Genomic DNA, 21,473 nt, shown 5'->3' on the forward strand with positions numbered 1-21,473 from the left:
TTAACAAGATATATGAACAAGACTGCACAATCAGTATGGGAAAACTGTCTGTCCTTCATAAAGGACAATATTCAAGACCAGGCCTACAAAACTTGGTTCGAACCAATTAAATCAGTTGAACTTACCGATAATGCATTGTATATCCAAGTGCCAAGTAAATTTTTCTACGAATGGCTGGAAGAACACTATGTTAAATTATTAAAAGTGGCGCTTACCAAAGAACTTGGAAAAAACGCAAAGTTACTCTATAAAATTAAAATGGAAAACACTTATGGCAATAAACAACCGTTTACGGAACAGTTGCCAAGTGCCAATAGAGCACCTATGAAGGCCCAAGAAGTAGATGCGCCATTTAAAAATCTAAATCCAGAATTAAAAAATCCTTTTGTCATTCCTGGTATTCGAAATTTAAAAATCGAATCCCAATTAAATCCTAATTACAGTTTTGACAATTTCCTGGAAGGAGATTCTAATAGATTGGCTCGTTCTGCAGGTATGGCTGTCGCCAATAAACCTGGCGGTACGTCTTTTAACCCATTATTAATTTTTGGTGGTGTTGGATTAGGAAAAACACACTTAGCGCACGCTATTGGTGTAGAAATCAAAGACAAATATCCTGAAAAAACTGTTTTATATATCTCTGCCGAAATTTTCACACAACAATATATCGATTCGGTTAAGAAAAATAACCGAAATGATTTTATTCATTTCTATCAGTTAATCGATGTTTTAATTATCGACGATGTTCAGTTCCTTTCTGGAAAATCAGGAACACAAGATGTATTTTTCCATATTTTCAATTACTTGCACCAAAACGGAAAACAGGTTATCCTAACTTCAGACAAGGCTCCTGTTGACATGCAAGATATCGAACAACGCTTATTGTCCCGTTTCAAATGGGGGTTATCTGCCGAGTTGCACCAACCGGATTATGAAACTAGAATTTCAATCTTAAAAAACATTCTATATCGTGATGGTGTAGAAATGCCGGACGATATTATTGAATACGTGGCACGCAACATCAAATCAAACGTTCGTGAATTGGAAGGTGCCATTATTTCATTGATTGCACAATCTTCTTTCAACAAAAAAGAAGTTACTATCGAACTTGCAAAAAGCGTCGTAGAAAAATTTGTAAAAAACGTAAAGAGGGAAATCTCCATCGATTATATTCAAAAAATTGTTTCCGACTATTTCCAATTGGACATTGAAACTTTACAATCCAAGACAAGAAAAAGACACGTTGTACAAGCGAGGCAATTGGCAATGTTTTTTGCCAAAAAATTCACCAAAGCCTCACTTGCCAATATCGGTTCACAAATAGGAGACCGCGACCACGCCACAGTATTACACGCCTGCAAAACAGTTGATAACCTTGTAGCAACCGACAAACAATTCAAAAAATACGTCGAGGATATTAATTCAAAATTAACGCTCTAAAAAAAATGCCCGTCAAAATCTTAATGGTTTGCCTAGGCAATATATGTCGTTCTCCATTGGCAGAAGGGATATTAGCCTCCAAACTTCCTAATGATACTTTTTTTGTGGATTCTGCAGGAACAGGTTCCTGGCATATCGGCCACACACCAGATCGCCGCTCCATAGAAACAGCCAAAAAAAACGGTCTGGATATTACCACCCAAAGAGGCCGACAATTCTCTATAAACGACTTTGATTCCTTCGATTACATTTATGTAATGGACAACAACAACTACAGAGACGTTATTCATCTTGCACAAAACGACAGCCAAAAAGAAAAAGTACAACTTATACTTGATGCTGTATTCCCAAATGAAAATGTAGACGTTCCCGATCCTTATTATGGAACTGCGAATGGCTTTGATATGGTTTACCAAATGCTGGACGAAGCTTGTGAAGTTATTGCAAAAAGACTGATGACCAAACACCACTAGGAAAACCAAACACGTTTTTCATACCTTTGCACAATGATTATTTTCTACTCGATGTTAAATCGAAAAAGAAAAAATCCTCTTTTTTAAAAAATCGAAAAAATCTTAAATGAAAACAGCGCCTCTACTCGGAAAACTCTACTTAATCCCAACTACTATGGGTGATTGTGACCCTATGGATGTTTTTCCGCAAACCATAAAAAGATGCGTGGATCTAATCGATTATTATGTGGTTGAAAACGACAAAACAGCCCGAAAATCCATAAAATTGGTATGTCCGGAGAAAAAACAATCCGAATTAAAACTTTTTGTACTCAACAAACACACAGAAACCCAAGATTATAAGGATTTTATAAAACCCCTTCTCGACGGTAAAAACATGGGACTTATGAGCGAAGCGGGTTGCCCTGGCGTTGCCGATCCCGGCGCGGTTATCGTAAAACTAGCACACGAAAAAGGGATTCAAGTTATCCCTCTTGTTGGTCCATCTTCTATATTGCTGGCTATGATGGCTTCTGGAATGAACGGTCAAAGCTTTACTTTTCATGGTTATCTGCCTATTGAAAAAGACGAAAAGAAAGCTTCTCTCAAAAGTTTGGAACGAATCTCTTTTGAAAAAAATCAATCTCAGATTTTTATCGAAACCCCGTATCGCAACAATAAATTACTGGAAGATTTAATCCAGACATTACATCCTGAAACGCATTTATGCATTGCCACAGACATTACTTTGCCAACGGAATACATCAAAACAAAGAAAATTTCGGCATGGAAAAAAGAAACAGTTGACTTACACAAACGCCCCACCATTTTCATCATACATAAAATGTAAAAAAACTTTGAACACCAACCCCCCAATCTGAAAGGGTCATCAGAAAAACAAACAACTCTTTTTTTATTCGCACTCCCCAACAATGCCAGAAACAACAAATATAAATGGCATAATACCTTCATTTCAACAGCATATCGGAGACCAAAATTTTAACACAATAATGCCATCATATTTCACAATGTAATCGATTACATAAAGTTATTTTATTGTAAATTGCAACAAATCCAATCTAACAATAACTTTAACCTAATGAAAAAAATATTACTATTAAGCATCTTACTATTAAGTGCTTGCAGCAGTGGCGGTGATAACTCTACTCAAAACCCTGATCCAATTCAAAACCCTAATCCAATCCCAAATCCCAAAATAGTAATTGAAGGATTTGGTGCCGCTGCTACAGGAGGAGGCAATGCCACTCCAATAACGGTTTCAGACTATAATTCCTTCAAAACTGCACTTACTTCAACAAATTCGGTAATTTTAGTTTCAGGCATCATTGACTGTCCCTTTACCAGCGTGCTGCTTAACGACAAAACCATTATAGGTTTGCCAGGAGCAAAACTAAGGAACCTACAGATAACGCCCGGAAATTCTTCTCTTTCAGCAGCCAATTCTGGAATTCTTAATATAAAAGCAGGCTCGAATAACGTTATTATCCGAAATCTTATTTTTGAGGGTCCAGGAGCCTATGATGTTGACGGGAATGACAATCTTACTAACGAAGGAACAAATGTCTGGGTAGATCATTGCGAGTTTCAAGACGGAATGGATGGCAATTTTGACAACAAAGGAAAAGCAGACAACATAACCATTTCTTGGTGTAAATTCACCTATTTAAAAGCACCGACATCCGGTGGATCTGGAGGTACTGCCGACCACCGTTTTACTGATTTGGTAGGTTCTTCTGCAACTGATTTTCCTGCAGATGGTCATTATAGCATCACTTTTCAAAACTGCTATTGGGCCGAAGGATGCAAAGAAAGAATGCCACGCGCCCGTAATGCAGAATTACATATTTTGAACTGTTATTATAAAACTTCGGTAACTGGATCTTTGGCTATAGGTCTAGGCGGCGGAAACAAAAACACCACTTGTTATGTAGAAAACAGCAATTTTGAAACCATCGGTAACGTTTATAAAGACTACACCTCAACAGATGGTGGAACAGTCGGGATTGCATTTGACGGTTGCCTTAACAGAGTGAGTTCTGTAACAGGAACGGTTTCAAAACCTACTTACACCTATACCGTAATACCCATAACCGACGTTGCTTTCAAAGTGTCAAATTCCACCAATGGCGCTGGAGCCACTCTGAATGTCACAACAAAAGGTGTTGTCTCAAGCAACTAATTTACTAGAAGTAACGGCATTATCCATTTGGGCGTGCCACCATAAAAAAATGGGCCTACTCATCAAACCGGTGAGTCGGCCCATTTTTTTATGCTGTCGGGTCATCCGCGTTACAAGGTAACTTGCTCCTACCCCTCACGCACAATGTCATTAAGTTAAGCTTTTTGTTTTCTCGCAAAGCCACAAAGCCGCAAAGAATTCGGTGCAAAACTTTGCGTCTTGGCGCCTTTGCGAGAGCTATATTTAGAAAAATCTTGTCGGGAAATCCTTAACTTAATGACATTGCCCTCACGCAAATCCGCAGGAAATTTACCAAAAGACAACCCGTTTATTTTATCGCAATATGTTTTTTCGAAAAACAATTAGCCAACCAAAAAGCCTATAATACAATTTTCCTTAATTTTGAAAATAAAATTACTCCAAGCTTTCGTTTTAAATCAACAATATTTATGAAATCGCCACTAACAAAGGTTTGTTGCAAACAAACAACGATGGATAAAAGTCGACACGAGCGTAGCAAATTGGCGAAGCATAACATATATAACCCATAAAAAATAACCTTTACATATATGAAACCCCTCATTTTGATAATAAGCTTTTTCACAAGTATTTGCTGTGTAGCACAAGACCAATTAAATTTCAACTCTAAACCTATTGATTGCGAAAACAATTGGATTGTCTTTCCTTCTGACTCATCCGGTTCCTACAACTATGGTTTTGTATATATGGACAATGAGGCCGGTTTGACTTTCGATTTTGCCGGTTCATTCAAAATAAACAGCAATGGAAAATTTCTTATAAGTAAAAAAGAAGAGGGAAGTTCCATGAAATTCAGGTTACAACCTAACAAATCATTGGTAGCAGTCATTCCTGAATCTTATTTTGCCGAATTTAGTATTTCAAAAACTCCTGATTGGCTCAAAGCTTATCAAGAAGGCGAAAACTCAATCAATAGATTATTTATATGGGGCTATACTTACAACCTCTGGAACGAATGCGCTAAAGGATTGACTTACTTAGAAAAAGTAAAAAAAACAGACCCAAACTACAAAGGCCTTAAAACTGAGATTGCTTTTTCATATAACTGCTTAAATCAACCTCAAAATGCGATTATTATTCTTAAAGAAGCAATTAAAGAAACTCCGAACGACGCTTATGCCTACAAAGAATTGCTTTATGCACAAGTACGCAACAACCAACTCCCCGACGCAATAAAAACCTATTATAAAATAGAAAAAGATATAACTGACAAAACTTATAAATCTGAAAACGCTTTCAATATTTTATATGCTTTCTATAGTCAGAATAACTTAAAGAAATTCAACGAGTGGGTAAATTTTACTCAAATTGACAAAGACAGTCGTTTTGGGTCTTATGTCGAAAAATTTAAAAAGGATTTGGAAAAAATAAATTAATTTTCGAAACGGCTTTTATACAATTAAATAAATTCATCTCCTTCATGAGCAAGCTCCCAAATGTAGCGACCAGCATTTTTACCATAATGTCAAAAATGGCAACAGAACATAATGCCATCAATCTTTCACAGGGTTTTCCAAATTTCCCGGTTGATGAAAGATTAACCCAAATTGTTTCCAAACTAGCATTTGAAGATGTTCATCAATACACTCCAATGGCAGGTTATCCTCCCTTGCTCAACAAAATAACATCATTAATAAAAACTTCATACGCCCGAAATATCATTCCTGAAACCGAATTACTCGTCACGGCTGGCGCAACTCAAGCCATATTCACCACATTACTAGCTCTGCTAAAGCCTGATGACGAAGTAATCATTCTTGATCCCAGTTATGATTGTTACGAAGCTCCAATCCTTTTAAGTCAGGCAAAACCCATTCGCGTGCCACTAAATGATGATTATACTCCAAATTGGAATACGATTGCCAATTCATTTTCGGAGAAAACCAAAATGATAATTACCAACAATCCGCACAATCCAACTGGAAAAATCTTAACCGAATCGGACTTAATAACCCTGGAAAATCTTTTGGAACAGCACCCAAATGTAGTACTGCTTTCAGACGAAGTTTACGAATACATTACTTTCGAACAAAAGCATATCTCGACCCACACTCGAAAAAAAATACTTGACCGTTGCATCACCGTTTCCTCTTTTGGAAAATCATTTCATGTAACAGGATGGAAAATAGGTTACCTCGTGGCGCCCGATTATTTGATGAAAGAAATCAAAAAAGTGCATCAATTTTTGGTTTTCAGCGTCAACAGTATTTGTCAAGTCGCAGTTTCTGAATATTTGGATTTAGTCAACATAAATGAAATCAGCACTTTTTATCAGGAAAAAAGAGATTTTTTCAGATCATTATTAAAAAACAGCCGATTCCAATTGATGCCATGCGAAGGAACTTATTTTCAGGTCGTTTCCTATGCTGGTATTTCAGATGAAAATGATGTGGATTTTTGCAAGCGATTAATAACCGATTACGGAGTTGCCGCCATCCCCATCTCTAATTTTTATGCTGATGGAAAAGATTTAAAATTAATACGTTTTTGCTTCGCCAAAGACAATCAAACACTCGAAGAAGCAGCTAGACGATTGAGTCGGGTATAGTTGCTAAGAATCTAAGATGCTGAGATTCCTAGAAACTCAGAAACTATATTATGCATGCATATTATTTTAATTTATTACATTTACATTCCAAACAAATAAATTTATGAGTTATACCGATAAAATGCTAAGAGACGATGCCTTAAAAGGAAAAGTAATTGTAGTAACAGGGGGAGGAAGCGGCTTAGGAAAAGCGATGACAAAATATTTTTTGGAATTGGGGGCGCAAGTTGCCATCACTTCTAGAGATTTGGATAAACTAAAAAACACAGCACAAGAGTTGGAAACCGAAACAGGCGGAACATGCTTACCTTTACAATGTGATGTTCGTCATTATGAAGAAGTTGAGAACATGCTTCAAGCTGTATTGAAGGCTTTTGGGAAAGTAGATGTGTTATTAAATAATGCCGCAGGAAATTTTATCTCTCCCACAGAACGCCTTTCGGCAAATGCTTTTGATACCATAATTGACATTGTTTTGAAAGGAACCAAAAACTGTACGCTGGCTTTTGGAAAACACTGGATAGACACCAAACAAGCTTCGGCGACCGTCTTAAATATCGTTACTACGTATGCCTGGACGGGTTCTGCTTATGTGGTTCCGAGTGCCACGGCAAAAGCAGGTGTTCTCGCCATGACGAGAAGCCTCGCTGTAGAATGGGCAAAATATGGTATTCGCACCAATGCGATAGCACCCGGACCGTTCCCAACCAAAGGCGCCTGGGACCGATTATTACCGGGAGACTTATCGGAAAAATTTGATATGGCCAAAAAAGTTCCTTTGAAAAGGGTTGGCGACCATCAGGAATTGGCAAATTTAGCTGCTTATCTGGTTTCTGATTTTTCGGCATACGTAAACGGCGAAGTAATTGTAATTGATGGTGGCGAATGGCTAAAAGGGGCCGGACAATTCAACTTACTCGAAGCTATCCCCGAAGAACTTTGGGATCAATTGGAAATGATGATTAAAGCAAAAAAAAGGAGTTAACCAACTACAATATTCTTGAATTAATTTTAACAAAAAAAGAAAACAAAACCAATATTACAATAACCAATAAGGAGAGAACTTTTCATACAGTTCTCTTTTTTATTCCTATTAAATATAAAAAAAGCAAAAAATTTACCTTATTGTCAAGATAAATAGCTCTGCATGAAAACTATTTGTTTTTGTTAACAAAATAGATTTTCAAAACCCATAAATAATTGTATTTTTACCGTTCAAAATTTAGAAAATAAATGGGCAAAATCATAGCGATTGCGAATCAGAAAGGTGGTGTTGGTAAGACAACAACTTCAATTAACCTAGCTGCTTCGTTAGGAGTTTTAGAAAAAAAAGTATTATTGATAGATGCTGATCCTCAAGCGAATGCTACATCCGGATTAGGAATTGATGTCGAAACGGTTGAAATCGGAACCTATCAAATTCTCGAACATAGTCATACCCCTGAAGAGGCTATCGTAAAAAGTTCTTCTCCAAATGTAGATGTAATTCCTGCACATATTGATCTTGTTGCGATTGAAATCGAACTTGTTGACAAAGAAAACAGAGAATATATGCTCAAAAAAGCATTGGAAAGCGTAAAAGACCAATACGATTATATCCTGATTGATTGTGCACCGTCTCTTGGACTTTTGACTTTGAATGCCTTAACTGCTGCAGATTCAGTAGTTATTCCAATTCAGTGTGAATATTTTGCATTGGAAGGTTTGGGCAAATTGTTGAATACAATAAAAAGTATCCAAAAAATCCACAATCCTGATTTGGACATCGAAGGTTTATTATTAACAATGTTTGATTCCAGATTGCGTTTATCTAACCAAGTGGTAGAAGAGGTTCAAAAACACTTCAACGATATGGTTTTTGAAACCGTAATACAAAGAAATGTAAAATTGAGTGAGGCTCCTAGTTTTGGCGAAAGCATCATCAACTATGACGCAACCAGCAAAGGAGCAGTAAATTACATTCACTTAGCCCAAGAAATTATAAAGAAAAACAGTAAATAGTTGTATGTCAAAAGCAATAAAAAAACAAGCCTTAGGTAGAGGTTTATCTGCATTATTAAAAGATCCTGAAAACGATATTCAATCGGTAGATGATAAAAACGCAGATAAAGTTGTAGGAAATATTATAGAGCTTGAAATTGATGCTATCGAAATTAATCCGTTTCAGCCCCGAAGCAATTTCAACGAAGAATCGTTACGCGAATTAGCCACTTCCATCAAGGAATTAGGTGTAATTCAACCTATTACTGTTCGTAAATTAGACTTCAACAAATACCAATTAATTTCTGGGGAACGCCGTTTGCGTGCTTCCACTTTGATTGGGCTTACAACTGTTCCTGCTTATATTCGTATTGCAAACGACAACGAATCATTAGTAATGGCCTTGGTTGAAAACATTCAACGTCATGACTTAGATCCGATTGAGATTGCGCTTTCTTACCAACGTTTGATTGATGAAATTCAATTGACTCAGGAACAAATGAGTGAAAGAGTGGGCAAAAAACGTTCCACTATTTCTAATTACTTGCGTCTGTTAAAATTAGACCCAATCATTCAAACAGGAATTCGTGACGGTTTTATCAGTATGGGACATGGTCGAGCCATCATCAACATAGAAGATCATGACGTTCAGACAGATATTTACCAAAAAATAGTAAGTCAAAACCTTTCGGTTAGAGAAACTGAAACTTTGGTAAAAAATTATCACGATAGCCTAAAACCAAAACCAGCAATCCCAACAAAATCATCATCTTTTGAAATTAATGATGAAGATGTAAAAAGATTCAACAAATATTTCGGAGCAAAAATCGATGTAAAAGTTGCAGGAAATGGAAAAGGAAAAATCACCATTCCTTTTCATTCTGAAGAAGACTTCAATAGAATAATAAAATTAATAGAAGGGTAGTGAATAAAATCTTATCCATAGGGTTATTACTTTTTCTAATAGGAAACGTTTCGGTTTTTGCACAAGCAAAAACCGATGCTGTTTTAAAGACGAAAGACACTTTAAAATCTGTCGACATAGACCCTTTAACACCTGCAAAAGCTGCTTTTTACTCGGCTATATTGCCAGGACTAGGTCAGGCTTACAACAAAAAATACTGGAAAATCCCATTAGTCTATGGCGCAATGGGAACCAGTTTATATTTCTACATCGACAACAAAAAAAAATACAACGAATATCGTGATGCTTACAAAAGCCGTTTGGCTGGAAATCCAGACCCAAATTACAACTATCTTTCGGACTCACAATTAATACAAGCTCAAGAATTTTACCAAAGAAACTACTCATTATCTGGTTTTTTTGTAATTGGATTTTATGTATTAAACATCATCGATGCCAATGTTGACGCAGCCTTAATTCAATTTAATGTTAATCAAAACTTATCGCTAAAACCAGAAATAAGTCCTGATTCTGTAACATTAAAATCAAATTTAGGACTAACCATTAATTATCGCTTTTAGATTCGAATACCATTCGTTTCTTTTTAAAAAATCAAAAATAAAATACTGATGAAAATTGCACTTTTAGGATACGGAAAAATGGGACAGGTAATTGAAAGAATTGCCATTGAAAGAGGCCATGAAATTGTTTTGAAAAAAGATGAATTCAATACTTATGACGGACTTTCCTCTGCTGATGTTGCTATCGATTTTAGTGTACCAACAGCTGCCGTAAGCAATATTTCGAGTTGTTTTCATGCCAATGTTCCTGTAGTTTCCGGAACAACAGGCTGGCTGGAACATTACGACGAAATGGTTGCGCTTTGTAAAGAAAAAAACGGAGGATTTATCTCTAGCTCAAACTTTAGCCTTGGTGTGAATTTGTTTTTTGAATTCAACGAATATTTAGCCAAAATCATGGCTCCATTTAATCACTACAAAGTGGATATGGAAGAAATTCACCATGACCAAAAATTGGATGCTCCAAGTGGAACAGCAATTTCATTGGCAAAAGGCGTTATCGAAAATAGTAACTACACCAATTGGACACTAGACACTCCAAAAGAAAATGAGATTCACATCGAAGCAGTAAGAGTAGGAACAGTTCCAGGAACTCATACAGTAACATATAATTCTGATGTGGATTCCATCGAAATAAAGCATACAGCCCACAACCGTGAAGGTTTTGCTTTGGGTGCTGTAATTGCTGCCGAATGGCTTGCCGGAAAACAAGGCATTTTTACTATGAAAGATGTATTGAATTTAAATTCTAAATAGAAACCCCAGATCCAAATAGAAATTTAATCTAAAGTTTAAAATTATGACACAATATCACTGGTTTTTATTTTTCTTAGCCGTTCAGGTTATACACTTCTTAGGAACTTGGAAAATATACGAAAGTGCAGGCAGAAAACGTTGGGAAGCTGCAATTCCTGTTTACAACGCCATTGTTTTGATGAAAATAATCGGAAGACCAACTTGGTGGACTATTTTGCTTTTTATCCCAATTATCAACCTGATTATGTTTCCAGTTATTTGGGTTGAAACTATCCGTAGTTTTGGAAAAAAATCTTCTCTGGATACCGCATTGGTAATTGTAACTTTAGGTTTTTACATCTTTTATCTTAATTACACACAAAAACTAACTTACATACCTGATAGAAACTTAAATCCAGAGCACAAAGCTGCAGATACTGTCAGTTCATTGCTTTTTGCCATAATTGTGGCAACTATTGTTCATACTTATTTCATTCAGCCTTATACTATCCCGACTTCTTCATTGGAGAAATCCTTATTGGTTGGAGACTTTTTGTTTGTCAGCAAAATGAATTATGGTGCGAGAGTCCCAATGACTACTGTTGCCATGCCAATGGTACACGACACTATACCAATGACTAAGAAAAAATCATACTTGACTTGGCCTCAGTTACCTTATTTCAGACTTCCTGGCATACAAAATATCAAGCGTTGCGACATTGTTGTGTTCAACTGGCCCGCAGATACTGTATTTAAATTCCGAGACTCATCTGGACTAAGAGCAGACAAACCAATTGACAAGAAATCAAATTATGTAAAACGTTGCGTGGGTATTCCTGGAGATAGCTTGTCTATAAAAGACGGATTGGTATACATCAACGGAAAGGAATTGATTTTACCAGAACGTGCAAAACCACAGTTTTCATATAAAATTGTTTTGGATGGCAAAACCCCTATCGACTTTGAATATCTTTTTAGAGACATGAATGTTACTGATGGAATAAACTATGTAAGTCCAAGAAAAGATACTATTGGAATAGCTGCATTAACATTTGAAAATGCTCAAAGATTAAAAAATGTTCCAGGAATATTAGCGGTATTCCGTAATATTTCGCATACACCAGAAACCGGTACTTATGGTGTTTTCCCTCACAACAAGGAATGGAATCGTGATAATTATGGCCCAATTTATATTCCTCAAAAAGGAAAAACAGTTGCCTTAAATTTGGAAACTTTACCTTTTTACAAAACCATCATAACCGATTATGAGAAAAAGGATTTGAAGGTGAATGGCAATGAAATCAGAATTGACGGTAAAGTAGCCACAACTTACACTTTTGACCAAGACTATTATTGGATGATGGGAGACAACCGCCACAACTCTGAAGACAGTCGTTATTGGGGCTACGTTCCCGAAAATCACATTGTAGGAAAACCAATTTTTATCTGGATGAGTTGGGACACCAACGGTAAAGGCATCAACAAAATACGCTGGGACAGAGTTTTCACAACTGTTGATGGTGAAGGGCAACCTCAATCTTACTTTAAATATTTTCTAATTGCCCTTGCTGCCTTTTTTGTTGGTGAGTATTTTTGGAAAAAGAAAAAAGCAAAAGAAAATAGTTAATAAAGTTTCAGGTTTCAAGTTTAAAGTTCATATCAAAACTTGAAACCTTAAACTTGAAACTTCAAAATAATGAAAGCACTATTACATCCCTCCTATTTCCCGTCAATAAGCCATTTTGTAGCTATGGCACAATCGGAAAGCATTACGTTTGAAATGGAGGATAATTTTCAAAAACAAACCAATCGCAACCGAACTTACATTTACAGTCCGAATGGTGTTCAGTTATTGAATATCCCTATAAAACACTCCAATCTATCGCATCAAAAAACAAAAGATGTTAAAATAGAGCAGGAATTTGACTGGCAAAAGCAGCATTTCAAATCCATGGAAGCTGCTTATAGAAGCTCTCCTTTTTTTGAATATTTTGAAGATGATTTAGTTCCTTTTTTTCAAAAAAAACACACTTTCCTCATGGATCTTAATTTTGAAGCATTGGAATTAACATGCAAATGTTTGCGAATGAAATTGGAATTTGACTCCACAACAGAATATTTTCACACGATAGAAGATTCCCAAATTACTGATTTAAGATATTTGATTAACGGGAAAAAAGACCTTTCGGTTTTTGAGAATTACCCACAGGTTTTTGATGATAAATTCGGGTTTTTGAATAATTTGAGTGTCCTTGATTTGTTATTCAATGAAGGAAAATATGCGATGGATTATTTAAAAAATCAAGTGCTTATCAAATAGAATTTCAATTAATAAACAAATTTGCAAATTTTATTTTTAAGATTATTTTCTGTTCAAAAAAAAATCTATTTCATCGACAATCTCGCCATAATAGGATAATGATCTGAGTTTTGAAAATCAGGAAAACTTTCAAACTGTTTCACTTCCATAGTTTCGTCGGCAAAAATATAATCTATTCGGGCTGGATAATACTTAAACGTATAAGTAGCTCCAAAACCAACTCCTGCCTCCTCAAAACTATCTTTCAGTTTACCTTTTATATTTCGATATACATAGGAAAAAGCGCTGTTATTCATGTCACCACAGATAATAATTGGGTATTTACAGTTCTTTTCGTGTTCTTTAAAAATAGCAGCTTGCTCCTGTTGTTGCGTGAACGCTTTACTGATTCGGATAAAAAGAAATTTCGATTTTTGTTGGTCAATTACATCAATATTCTCAGAAATTTCATTGACATCGGGGGAAATTTTTATCGACTGCAAATGCATGTTATACACTCGTATAATATCTTTCCCTTTTTTAATATCGGCATAAACCACGTTGTTATTTGACTTAGGAAACGGTATATTTCCATGTTCAATTATTGGAAATTTAGAAAAAATTGCCTGACCTGTTTTAATTTGTTTTCCCTCCATCAAAACGAACTTATAAGGATATACTTTTAGGTCAATATCAGCAGAATTGGAAAACTCTTGTATGCATAATATATCCGGATTTTGTTCATTTATAAACTCCAAAATATTGTCCGGAATATCATCACGATCCAACCACTTGAAAACATTAAACAATCTCACGTTATAGCTCATAACCGTAAAATCTTTGTCACTTTCCTGAAATTCTTTTGCCGAAAACTTATAAAATTTATTAAAAAAAGTAATTCCAATCAAAAGAACAAGCCCTGATAAAATCATGCGCTTTTTAAACTGAATCCCCCAATACAGAAAAAACAAACCATTTGCCAAAAAAAACAAAGGCATAAACAAAGTAAAAACCGATAAAAGCGGAAAGAATTTTGGCGCCAAAAAAGGAAGCAGATATGCAATGAATGTTAGAGCAATAAGCGCTAAATTCACAAAATACATTCCCTTATTAAACCATGAAAGGTTCCTCATATTTATTTGATGTATTTAAACTTTTAACTCAAAAGTTTACGTTTTACACTTCAATAATGATATAAAAATAAATTATTTTCCGGCTTGAAACAAGAATTCTTTTTCTTCCTGAGTCAAACTCTCATAACCGGACTGACTTATTTTATCTAAAATCTCATCAATTTGTTGTTGCTTTTTATCTTTCACAACAATTCTTGAAGTCGTTTTTTCGATAGGTTTTTTATAATTCTTATGTACTTTTTTGAAAGGAGTTCCAGGTTTTTTGAAGGCATTCAAAAAGAAATCCAGAACAACACTGACTATCTTACTCAAATCGGTTCCGTTTTGAAGTAATTTAACATAGATAAAACCAAAAAAAGCGCCCGCCAAATGAGAAATATGTCCGCCTGAATTCCCTAATCTAAATTGCATTAAATCCAAAATAAGAATCACTGCGGTAAGATGCCATAATTTTACATTTCCAAATAAAAATAACCTAACCCCCATCAAAGGGCTGTAAGTTGTTGCCGCGACCAAAATTGCCATAATTGCTGCTGACGCACCTACGATTGTACCACTGTAATGCAACAAATTAAATCCTAAAGCAAAAATTAATCCGGAAAAAATTACGCTTAAAATATAAAGTCCCAAATATTGTTTGGAATTAAAAAAAGTCAAAAACAAGTAACTCGAAAAATTCAGAACCAGCATATTGAATAGCAAATGCCAAAAATCATTATGAAAAAAACCATAAGTCAGAAACGTCCATGGTTTTAATACAAAAACCGATGGCTCAGATGACAAGGCAATCCAATTAGGAAAGTCAAAAGCCCCAAACTTAAATTGATAGAAAAACACTAGGGAAACCAAAAAACAACCTATATTCCAATAGATCATTTTCAGGCCAATTCCGCCTAATTTATATTGCATTTTTAAATCGTCTAAGATATTCATATTAGAAACTATCGATTATGTTTTTTAATAGTATAATTTTTCTTTTCCGAAATATAGAAAATTTAATTCCAACGGCGATTATTGAATTGATTTTTCTTCCAATACCACATCATTAAGTACCCAACCAATGCACCACCTAAATGAGCAAAATGAGCTATTCCGCTAGATCCTCCAAAAATAGATCCTCCGGATACTCCCAAATATAAATCAACCAACAGTAATCCTGGAACAAAATACTTGGCTTTTATAGGAATCGGAATAAACATCAAAGCTAATTCTGCATTTGGAAACATAAATGCAAAAGCCACTAATAATCCATAAATAGCTCCAGACGCCCCCACAACATTTCCAAAATAAGCACTAACAAAATTCATAAAATCGGGGCTATTCAATATTGAAACAATTTGACTATTTCCTTTCCCTTCATTTAATACAGCCATAATTTCTGCTTTAGAAAAACCTTGATTCATCAAGGTGTTCAACCCATCTTGAAAAAAATAATAATTAACAGCAGAATGTAATAACGCAGCTCCTATACCACAGGAAATATAAAAAAACACAAATTTTCTACCGCCCCAAAAATGCTCTAATGCAGAACCAAAAGAATATAACGCAAACATATTGAAAGCAATGTGCATGATATTTGGCAATGGCGCATGCATAAACATATGAGTGAAAATTTGCCAAAAATGAAAATCGGGATTTTCAAAAAAGTACATCGAAAGCACTTTATAAGCTGGCTCCCCAACAAACATGGAACCAATATAAAATAATATATTAATAATCAATAACTGTTTTACAGTAGGTGTGATACTCATCATAAGGCAAACTTTTTATCTAAATCTTCCACACGCATGGTGATGAAAGTTGGTTTCTGAAATGGGGAAACATTTGGGTCTTTACAGGCAAAAAGACCATTTACTAAATTTTCCTGTTCTTTTTCGGTCAAATAGGCTCCCGTTTTGACAGCAAGACTTTTGGCCATCGATTTGGCGATAGTATCATTCTGACTGAAACTATTTTCGGGAATTCCATCTTGTAAATCACTCAATAACTGATCCAGAACCGCTGCAACTTCACTTTCCGTAATATTAACCGGAATGCCCGAAATCACAACATGATCTGTATTTGATTCTTCAAAAACAAATCCGGTATTTATTAACGACTGTTGCAACTCCGCAATAAGCTCCATCTCTGTCGCAGAATAAAAAAGATTGATAGGAAACAGCAATTGCTGACTCGCGGCGTGATGCACGGTCATATTCACCAAAAATTGTTCATACAAAACTCGTTGGTGCGCCCTGTTTTGATCCACAATCACCATCCCCGATTTGATTGGAGAAACTATATATTTTTTATGAATCTGATACGTTTTATGAACCGTTTGTTCCACTTCCTCATCATTAAACAAAGAGGAAGTCACTTCTTCATTTTCAAAAGAAAACTCTTTGCTTTCAAAAGAATAATTATTATTGACAGAGGCAAATTCACCTTCCTCCGTAATAACTTCCGTATCGTGTTTAATTCCCGTGTATAAACTCTCCCAACCTGCTGTTACTTCCTGTTTTTTATAGGAAGATGAAAAACTCTTAGTAGGTTTGTCTTCGGCAAAAGGATTGAAACTCCTATCGATTTGAATCGTAGGTACTTCGGCATCCATGTTTTTATAATGATAAGGCGTGTCCAAATTAGAATCACGCTCAAAATCCAAAACTGGAGCTACATTAAATTGTCCCAAACTGTGTTTTATCGAAGCTCGTAAAATAGCATACATCGCACTTTCATTATCAAACTTGATTTCAGTTTTTGTAGGATGAATGTTTATATCAATAGTATTCGGAGGCACCTCTAGATACAAATAATAACTGGGCTGCGAACCATCTTTCAAAATCCCTTCATAGGCAGCCATAACCGCATGATGCAAGTACGGACTCTTTATGAAACGGTCATTGACAAAGAAAAACTGCTCTCCCCTATTTTTTTTGGCAAATTCTGGCTTGCTAACAAAACCTTGAACTGTCATCATTTCGGTATCCTCAACAACAGGAACCAATTTTTCATTGGTTTTACCACCAAAAAAATTAACAATTCGTTGTCTTAAATTAGATGACGGCAAATTATACATTTCACTGCCATTGTGAAAAAAAGTAAAATGAATTTTGGGATGAGCCAGCGCCACTCGTTGAAATTCATCTACGATATGACGAAATTCCACCGTGTCCGATTTCAGGAAATTACGGCGTGCCGGTATGTTGAAAAATAAATTTTTTACGGCAAATGAAGTTCCTTTCGGCAAAACCGCCACATCTTGAGAAATAAACTTACTCCCTTCTATAACAATGTGAGTTCCCAATTCCTCCTGCTCCATTTTGGTTTTCATCTCCATGTGGGCAATCGCCGCGATTGAAGCCAATGCTTCTCCACGAAAACCTTTGGTATGCAATGAAAATAAATCTTCGGCTTGTCGAATCTTCGAGGTTGCATGACGCTCAAAACACATACGGGCATCGGTAACATTCATTCCAGAACCATTATCAATTACCTGTACCAATGATTTACCGGCATCTTTTATAATCAATTTAATATCTGTTGCTTTTGCATCCACAGCGTTTTCCAGTAGTTCTTTCACTACCGAAGCTGGCCTTTGTACCACTTCTCCAGCAGCAATTTGATTGGCAACATGATCTGGAAGCAATTGAATTATACTCGACATTGAAAATTATAGGTTGTTGATTAACGATTTGAGATTTTGATTTTAAATTAAAACCAAAGGATGACAAATTTAAGGAATTTCTATCGGGTTTTGCTTTTTTACCGATGATAAAAAACAAAAAAACACAATTTCATAAGTAACTTTTTATCAATACAATACAACTTTTTTAATTGTAAAAAGTCGAAACACATTGTTAAACATATAAGTCATGTAAGTTTTTAATATAAATGAAATCGAGTAAAAAATAGTTCATTTAAGCAAAGTCACTTAACCTTATGAAGAACGTTTTTTACTTATACTCCCTTTTTACCACTAATTTGACAACCTAACTTTTTTAAAAACTTACATGACTTATATGTTTAAAATTAAATGCTGTTTATTTTAGAACATAGCGAATTAAAGTAAAAACATAAAAAAACCCATACCATCCTGCGAACGATATAGGCTTTTAAAATTTTAAAACAATTTTTTACTCTTCTATTTGCAAAGGCTGATTCTCAATTCGCAAAGGACCCGATGACAACAAATGCTGGTTGTCAATTCTATGGGTTAATGAAGCCTGCTGACGGATATAAGCCATTTTTATGGCTGCAATAGCCGCTTCGGTCCCTTTGTTTCCGTGAATACCGCCGCTTCTGTCGATGGACTGCTGCATTGTATTGTCTGTCAACACACAAAAGATAACCGGAATATCCGTTTGAACATTCAAATCTTTAATTCCTTGGGTTACACCTTCGCACACAAAATCAAAATGTTTTGTTTGCCCCTGAATCACACATCCAATAGCAATAACAGCATCTACGTTTTGTGTCTGCAACATTTTTTTGGAACCATAAATCAGCTCAAAACTTCCGGGAACGTTCCAACGGATGATGTTATGAGGAGCCACTTCATTGTCCAACAATGCCGTCAATGCACCATTATAAAGACCTTCGGTGATAGTATCATTCCATTCTGAAACAACAATCCCAAAGCGAAAATCTTTCGCGTTTGGGATTGTGTTTTTATCGTAATCCGATAAATTTTTATTTTCGGTAGCCATTTAATTTTAGATTTTAGAATTTAGAACTTAGATTTCAGATATTAAAGTTAGACTTTTGAAATCAAAAATCAACAATCTTAAATCAACAATCTTAAATCTTTTTACTATTGTGCCAAACCAATCAAACCATCAACTGTTGCAGCTTCTGGTGAGTTTTCATAATTTTCTTTAATATCAGTAAAATACTTCAAGGCATCTGCTTTATTTCCTAAAGCCAAAGCAACTTTACCGGCTTTCATCAAGAAACGTGGCGTTGTAAAATCATTTTTACTGGCCTCAGACGCTTTAATGTAATTTTCCAAAGCTTCTTTAGGTTGTTTTTTCTGAGAATAAGCATCTCCGATAGCTCCTTTTGCCAAAGCGCTCAACATCACATCAGTCGAACTGAATTTACCCAAATAACTGATAGCCTCATCATATTTACCAGTATTCAAATAAGCAATTCCTGCATAATAGTTAGCCAAATTCCCAGCTGCAGTCCCTGAATATTCATCAGCGATTTTCACAAATCCAAATTTACCTTCAGATCCATTCAATGCCAATTTGTACAAAGAATCACTAGCAACGCCATTTGTCGCTTTTTCAAAATTAGACTGAGCAACAAACATTTCACTTGCAGCATCCTCTTCTTTAGGATTAGCAATAAATTTTTGATAAGCAAAATAACCAACAGTTACCAATGTGATTGCACCAACAACCCCGATAATAATTTTTTGATTCTTAGCAACCCAGTCTTCTGTTTTAGAAGCCGTTTCGTCTAGTTTCGAAAAAACCTCAGCCGTAGCGCTGTCTTTTTCATCAATCATTACATTTTCAACTGCATCGTCTTTTACTTCCTTTTCTTTTGGTGCTTTATATCCTCTTTTACTGTAAGTAGCCATTTAAAATTTTAATTTAGTGAACGGCAAAAATAAAATTTTTATTGTTATGCACGTAAAAAAATTTGATTTTATCTTAATTTTTAGAAAAAAATATTCTCATCACAATTTCATCCCAAAAAACCACACACAATATCTCAATAATTTGGGCGTGCCCCCGTTGCACAAAGGGGCCAATCAACTGTTGCGTTTATACGCCCCTTTGCACAACGGGGTCGGGCTATCCGCGCTACTTTGGTAGCTTGCTCCTATCCCTCACGCACAATGTCATTAAGTTAAGCGTTTTTTATGTCATTTCGACGAAGGAGAAATCACATAACGTGAGTCACTAGTGAGATTCCTCGTACCTCGGAATGACAAAACGATGGTTTTATATCCTTAACTTAATGACATTGCCCTCACGCAAGCGAACAAAAAAGACTTTAGATTTAAGAAGTTAAAAATAATTTGGTTAAATCTTAAATCAAAAAACGCTAATCGAAAATCTTAAATCAGATCCCTATCTTATTATATCAATATTTTTCAATAATTTGCACCCAACAACACCGATTTGTAATCTTTTACAAATCAAACACTCCCCACACAAAACCCCAAGTATTTTAATTCATTAAATTGACGATTAGATGAACTTATCAAAAAAAATGAAAATTGCATTCACTTTTTTAACAATGCTTTTTATGGCTACTGTTTATGGGCAATCCAAAAATTTCACGGTTACACTCGATGCTGGTCACGGCGGAAAAGATGAAGGAGCCAAATATTTTGGCAACAAAGAAAAGAACCTAACTCTCGCAGTTGCACTGAAAGTTGGCAAAATATTAGAGAAAAATTCAAATATCAATTTAGTATATACCCGAAAAACCGACGAATTTATTGAACTTAGAAAAAGAGCAAAAATTGCCAATCACGCCAATTCAAATTTATTCATTTCGATTCATTGTAATGCAAATAAGAATCTCACAGGAAATGGAAGCGAGACCTATGTAATGGGAATGTCCAGAGCAAATATGAATTTAGAAGTTTCAAAAACAGAAAACTCCGTAATCTTTCTCGAAGACAATTATCAGAAATCCTACAAAGGTTTTGACCCAAACAAACCCGAAACATTAATAGGATTACAAATCCTGCAGGAAAGCAATCTAACGAGCAGTATTGATCTTGCGAAAAAAATACAGAATAACTTTTCAAATTCCAACGCCATAAAATCGAGAGGAATCAAACAAGAGCCGCTGTGGGTTCTGGACGCTACCACAATGCCCGGAGTTTTAATCGAAATAGGTTTTATTTCCAACAAAAATGATGTAAGTGTACTAGAATCTGAAAAAGGACAAAACGACATTGCCTCAGCAATTGCAAAAGCTATCATAAGTTACAAAAAGGAAAATTTTTGAGATAACAGCTGAAACTTTCCTATTTAAACAAGACTCATAATATTATCCTCAACGGTTGAAACCGTTGGCTATACCATAATTAAAAATAAAAACGCTATTGAAGTTTTGACTTTAGTTTGCCATAGTCCGTGATTTCAACCGTCGGAAACTTTTTTAAATTCATTTCCCTTCCTTATATATCGATATTTTTCAATAATTTGCAGCC

20 protein-coding genes are annotated in these 21,473 nt (G+C 35.3%); 14 read left to right on the plus strand and 6 right to left on the minus strand.

The annotated features are described in order from the left end of the window. Window positions 1-12: 12 nt before the first annotated feature. The 13 genes from dnaA to EM308_RS00065 all read left to right on the plus strand — a co-directional run bounded on the left by dnaA (window position 13) and on the right by EM308_RS00065 (window position 13,199). Window positions 13-1,440 carry a chromosomal replication initiator protein DnaA gene (dnaA, locus tag EM308_RS00005; protein WP_035637069.1) on the plus strand — a complete coding sequence of 476 codons (1,428 nt, stop codon included), beginning with the start codon at window positions 13-15 and terminating at the stop codon, window positions 1,438-1,440. Window positions 1,441-1,445: 5 nt separating this feature from the next. After that, window positions 1,446-1,913 carry a low molecular weight protein-tyrosine-phosphatase gene (locus tag EM308_RS00010; protein ID WP_035637065.1) on the plus strand — a complete coding sequence of 156 codons (468 nt, stop codon included), beginning with the start codon at window positions 1,446-1,448 and terminating at the stop codon, window positions 1,911-1,913. Between the two features lie 106 nt (window positions 1,914-2,019). Beyond that, window positions 2,020-2,742: an SAM-dependent methyltransferase gene (locus tag EM308_RS00015; protein WP_035637063.1), complete on the plus strand. Its 723-nt coding sequence runs from the start codon at window positions 2,020-2,022 to the stop codon at window positions 2,740-2,742. A gap of 249 nt (window positions 2,743-2,991) precedes the next feature. Further along, the gene (locus tag EM308_RS00020) at window positions 2,992-4,092 is read left to right on the plus strand and encodes a pectate lyase family protein (protein WP_081907271.1); all 1,101 of its coding nucleotides are present in this window, start codon (window positions 2,992-2,994) and stop codon (window positions 4,090-4,092) included. 569 nt (window positions 4,093-4,661) lie between these two features. Then, window positions 4,662-5,507, plus strand: a complete 846-nt coding sequence (locus tag EM308_RS00025) for a tetratricopeptide repeat protein (protein ID WP_035637060.1) — start codon at window positions 4,662-4,664, stop codon at window positions 5,505-5,507. Between the two features lie 35 nt (window positions 5,508-5,542). Continuing rightward, window positions 5,543-6,679 (plus strand): methionine aminotransferase, encoded by a 1,137-nt coding sequence (locus EM308_RS00030; RefSeq protein ID WP_262488059.1) that lies wholly within the window; start codon window positions 5,543-5,545, stop codon window positions 6,677-6,679. 103 nt (window positions 6,680-6,782) lie between these two features. Further along, window positions 6,783-7,664 carry an SDR family oxidoreductase gene (locus tag EM308_RS00035; protein ID WP_035637055.1) on the plus strand — a complete coding sequence of 294 codons (882 nt, stop codon included), beginning with the start codon at window positions 6,783-6,785 and terminating at the stop codon, window positions 7,662-7,664. A gap of 248 nt (window positions 7,665-7,912) precedes the next feature. Then, window positions 7,913-8,680 (plus strand): ParA family protein, encoded by a 768-nt coding sequence (locus EM308_RS00040; RefSeq protein WP_035637053.1) that lies wholly within the window; start codon window positions 7,913-7,915, stop codon window positions 8,678-8,680. Window positions 8,681-8,684: 4 nt separating this feature from the next. Next, entirely contained in the window at window positions 8,685-9,584 is a 900-nt protein-coding gene (locus tag EM308_RS00045; RefSeq protein ID WP_035637051.1) for a ParB/RepB/Spo0J family partition protein, read from the plus strand. Beyond that, complete coding sequence (locus EM308_RS00050; protein ID WP_035637049.1) at window positions 9,584-10,144, plus strand: DUF5683 domain-containing protein; 561 nt, start codon at window positions 9,584-9,586, stop codon at window positions 10,142-10,144. Before EM308_RS00045 ends, EM308_RS00050 begins: the two co-directional genes overlap by 1 nt. 48 nt (window positions 10,145-10,192) lie before the next feature. Next, complete coding sequence (gene dapB / locus EM308_RS00055; protein ID WP_035637047.1) at window positions 10,193-10,900, plus strand: 4-hydroxy-tetrahydrodipicolinate reductase; 708 nt, start codon at window positions 10,193-10,195, stop codon at window positions 10,898-10,900. 43 nt (window positions 10,901-10,943) lie between these two features. Further along, window positions 10,944-12,506 (plus strand): signal peptidase I, encoded by a 1,563-nt coding sequence (gene lepB, locus EM308_RS00060; RefSeq protein WP_035637045.1) that lies wholly within the window; start codon window positions 10,944-10,946, stop codon window positions 12,504-12,506. Between the two features lie 69 nt (window positions 12,507-12,575). Continuing rightward, window positions 12,576-13,199: a WbqC family protein gene (locus EM308_RS00065; RefSeq protein ID WP_035637041.1), complete on the plus strand. Its 624-nt coding sequence runs from the start codon at window positions 12,576-12,578 to the stop codon at window positions 13,197-13,199. A gap of 65 nt (window positions 13,200-13,264) precedes the next feature. Here EM308_RS00065 and EM308_RS00070 read toward each other — a convergent pair whose 3' ends face one another. The 6 genes from EM308_RS00070 to EM308_RS00095 form a co-directional block, all read right to left on the minus strand. After that, window positions 13,265-14,311, minus strand: coding sequence for an endonuclease/exonuclease/phosphatase family protein (locus EM308_RS00070; RefSeq protein ID WP_035637040.1), 1,047 nt, complete (start codon window positions 14,309-14,311; stop codon window positions 13,265-13,267). A 72-nt stretch (window positions 14,312-14,383) separates the two neighbouring features. Further along, complete coding sequence (locus EM308_RS00075; protein ID WP_035637037.1) at window positions 14,384-15,244, minus strand: rhomboid family intramembrane serine protease; 861 nt, start codon at window positions 15,242-15,244, stop codon at window positions 14,384-14,386. Between the two features lie 62 nt (window positions 15,245-15,306). Continuing rightward, window positions 15,307-16,065: a rhomboid family intramembrane serine protease gene (locus EM308_RS00080; RefSeq protein ID WP_081907269.1), complete on the minus strand. Its 759-nt coding sequence runs from the start codon at window positions 16,063-16,065 to the stop codon at window positions 15,307-15,309. Continuing rightward, window positions 16,062-17,957 carry a DNA mismatch repair endonuclease MutL gene (mutL, locus tag EM308_RS00085; RefSeq protein ID WP_035637035.1) on the minus strand — a complete coding sequence of 632 codons (1,896 nt, stop codon included), beginning with the start codon at window positions 17,955-17,957 and terminating at the stop codon, window positions 16,062-16,064. The genes EM308_RS00080 and mutL overlap by 4 nt, the downstream gene beginning before the upstream one ends. Before the next feature lie 469 nt (window positions 17,958-18,426). Further along, a complete protein-coding gene (ribH, locus tag EM308_RS00090) occupies window positions 18,427-18,999 on the minus strand; it encodes a 6,7-dimethyl-8-ribityllumazine synthase (RefSeq protein ID WP_035641201.1) in 573 nt (190 codons plus the stop codon). A gap of 104 nt (window positions 19,000-19,103) precedes the next feature. Then, on the minus strand, window positions 19,104-19,880 hold the full coding sequence (locus EM308_RS00095; RefSeq protein ID WP_035641203.1) for a tetratricopeptide repeat protein: 777 nt from the start codon (window positions 19,878-19,880) through the stop codon (window positions 19,104-19,106). Window positions 19,881-20,518: 638 nt separating this feature from the next. Between EM308_RS00095 and EM308_RS00105 the strand changes: the two genes are divergently transcribed. After that, entirely contained in the window at window positions 20,519-21,268 is a 750-nt protein-coding gene (locus EM308_RS00105) for an N-acetylmuramoyl-L-alanine amidase family protein (protein ID WP_197056155.1), read from the plus strand. Window positions 21,269-21,473 lie beyond the last annotated feature (205 nt).

Origin of the sequence: Flavobacterium gilvum (genome assembly GCF_001761465.1) — a bacterium.
In the GTDB taxonomy this organism is placed as follows: domain Bacteria; phylum Bacteroidota; class Bacteroidia; order Flavobacteriales; family Flavobacteriaceae; genus Flavobacterium; species Flavobacterium gilvum.

Excerpts from the sequence above, each read along its gene's own strand:
- dnaA (WP_035637069.1), top strand. The coding sequence starts at position 13 with ATGAACAAGACTGCACAATCAGTATGGGAAAACTGTCTGTCCTTCATA.
- EM308_RS00010 (WP_035637065.1), top strand. The coding sequence starts at position 1,446 with ATGCCCGTCAAAATCTTAATGGTTTGCCTAGGCAATATATGTCGTTCT.
- EM308_RS00015 (WP_035637063.1), top strand. The coding sequence starts at position 2,020 with ATGAAAACAGCGCCTCTACTCGGAAAACTCTACTTAATCCCAACTACT.
- EM308_RS00020 (WP_081907271.1), top strand. The coding sequence starts at position 2,992 with ATGAAAAAAATATTACTATTAAGCATCTTACTATTAAGTGCTTGCAGC.
- EM308_RS00025 (WP_035637060.1), top strand. The coding sequence starts at position 4,662 with ATGAAACCCCTCATTTTGATAATAAGCTTTTTCACAAGTATTTGCTGT.
- EM308_RS00035 (WP_035637055.1), top strand. The coding sequence starts at position 6,783 with ATGAGTTATACCGATAAAATGCTAAGAGACGATGCCTTAAAAGGAAAA.
- EM308_RS00040 (WP_035637053.1), top strand. The coding sequence starts at position 7,913 with ATGGGCAAAATCATAGCGATTGCGAATCAGAAAGGTGGTGTTGGTAAG.
- EM308_RS00045 (WP_035637051.1), top strand. The coding sequence starts at position 8,685 with ATGTCAAAAGCAATAAAAAAACAAGCCTTAGGTAGAGGTTTATCTGCA.
- dapB (WP_035637047.1), top strand. The coding sequence starts at position 10,193 with ATGAAAATTGCACTTTTAGGATACGGAAAAATGGGACAGGTAATTGAA.
- lepB (WP_035637045.1), top strand. The coding sequence starts at position 10,944 with ATGACACAATATCACTGGTTTTTATTTTTCTTAGCCGTTCAGGTTATA.
- EM308_RS00065 (WP_035637041.1), top strand. The coding sequence starts at position 12,576 with ATGAAAGCACTATTACATCCCTCCTATTTCCCGTCAATAAGCCATTTT.
- EM308_RS00070 (WP_035637040.1), bottom strand. The coding sequence starts at position 14,311 with ATGAGGAACCTTTCATGGTTTAATAAGGGAATGTATTTTGTGAATTTA.
- EM308_RS00075 (WP_035637037.1), bottom strand. The coding sequence starts at position 15,244 with ATGAATATCTTAGACGATTTAAAAATGCAATATAAATTAGGCGGAATT.
- EM308_RS00080 (WP_081907269.1), bottom strand. The coding sequence starts at position 16,065 with ATGATGAGTATCACACCTACTGTAAAACAGTTATTGATTATTAATATA.
- mutL (WP_035637035.1), bottom strand. The coding sequence starts at position 17,957 with ATGTCGAGTATAATTCAATTGCTTCCAGATCATGTTGCCAATCAAATT.
- ribH (WP_035641201.1), bottom strand. The coding sequence starts at position 18,999 with ATGGCTACCGAAAATAAAAATTTATCGGATTACGATAAAAACACAATC.
- EM308_RS00095 (WP_035641203.1), bottom strand. The coding sequence starts at position 19,880 with ATGGCTACTTACAGTAAAAGAGGATATAAAGCACCAAAAGAAAAGGAA.
- EM308_RS00105 (WP_197056155.1), top strand. The coding sequence starts at position 20,519 with ATGAAAATTGCATTCACTTTTTTAACAATGCTTTTTATGGCTACTGTT.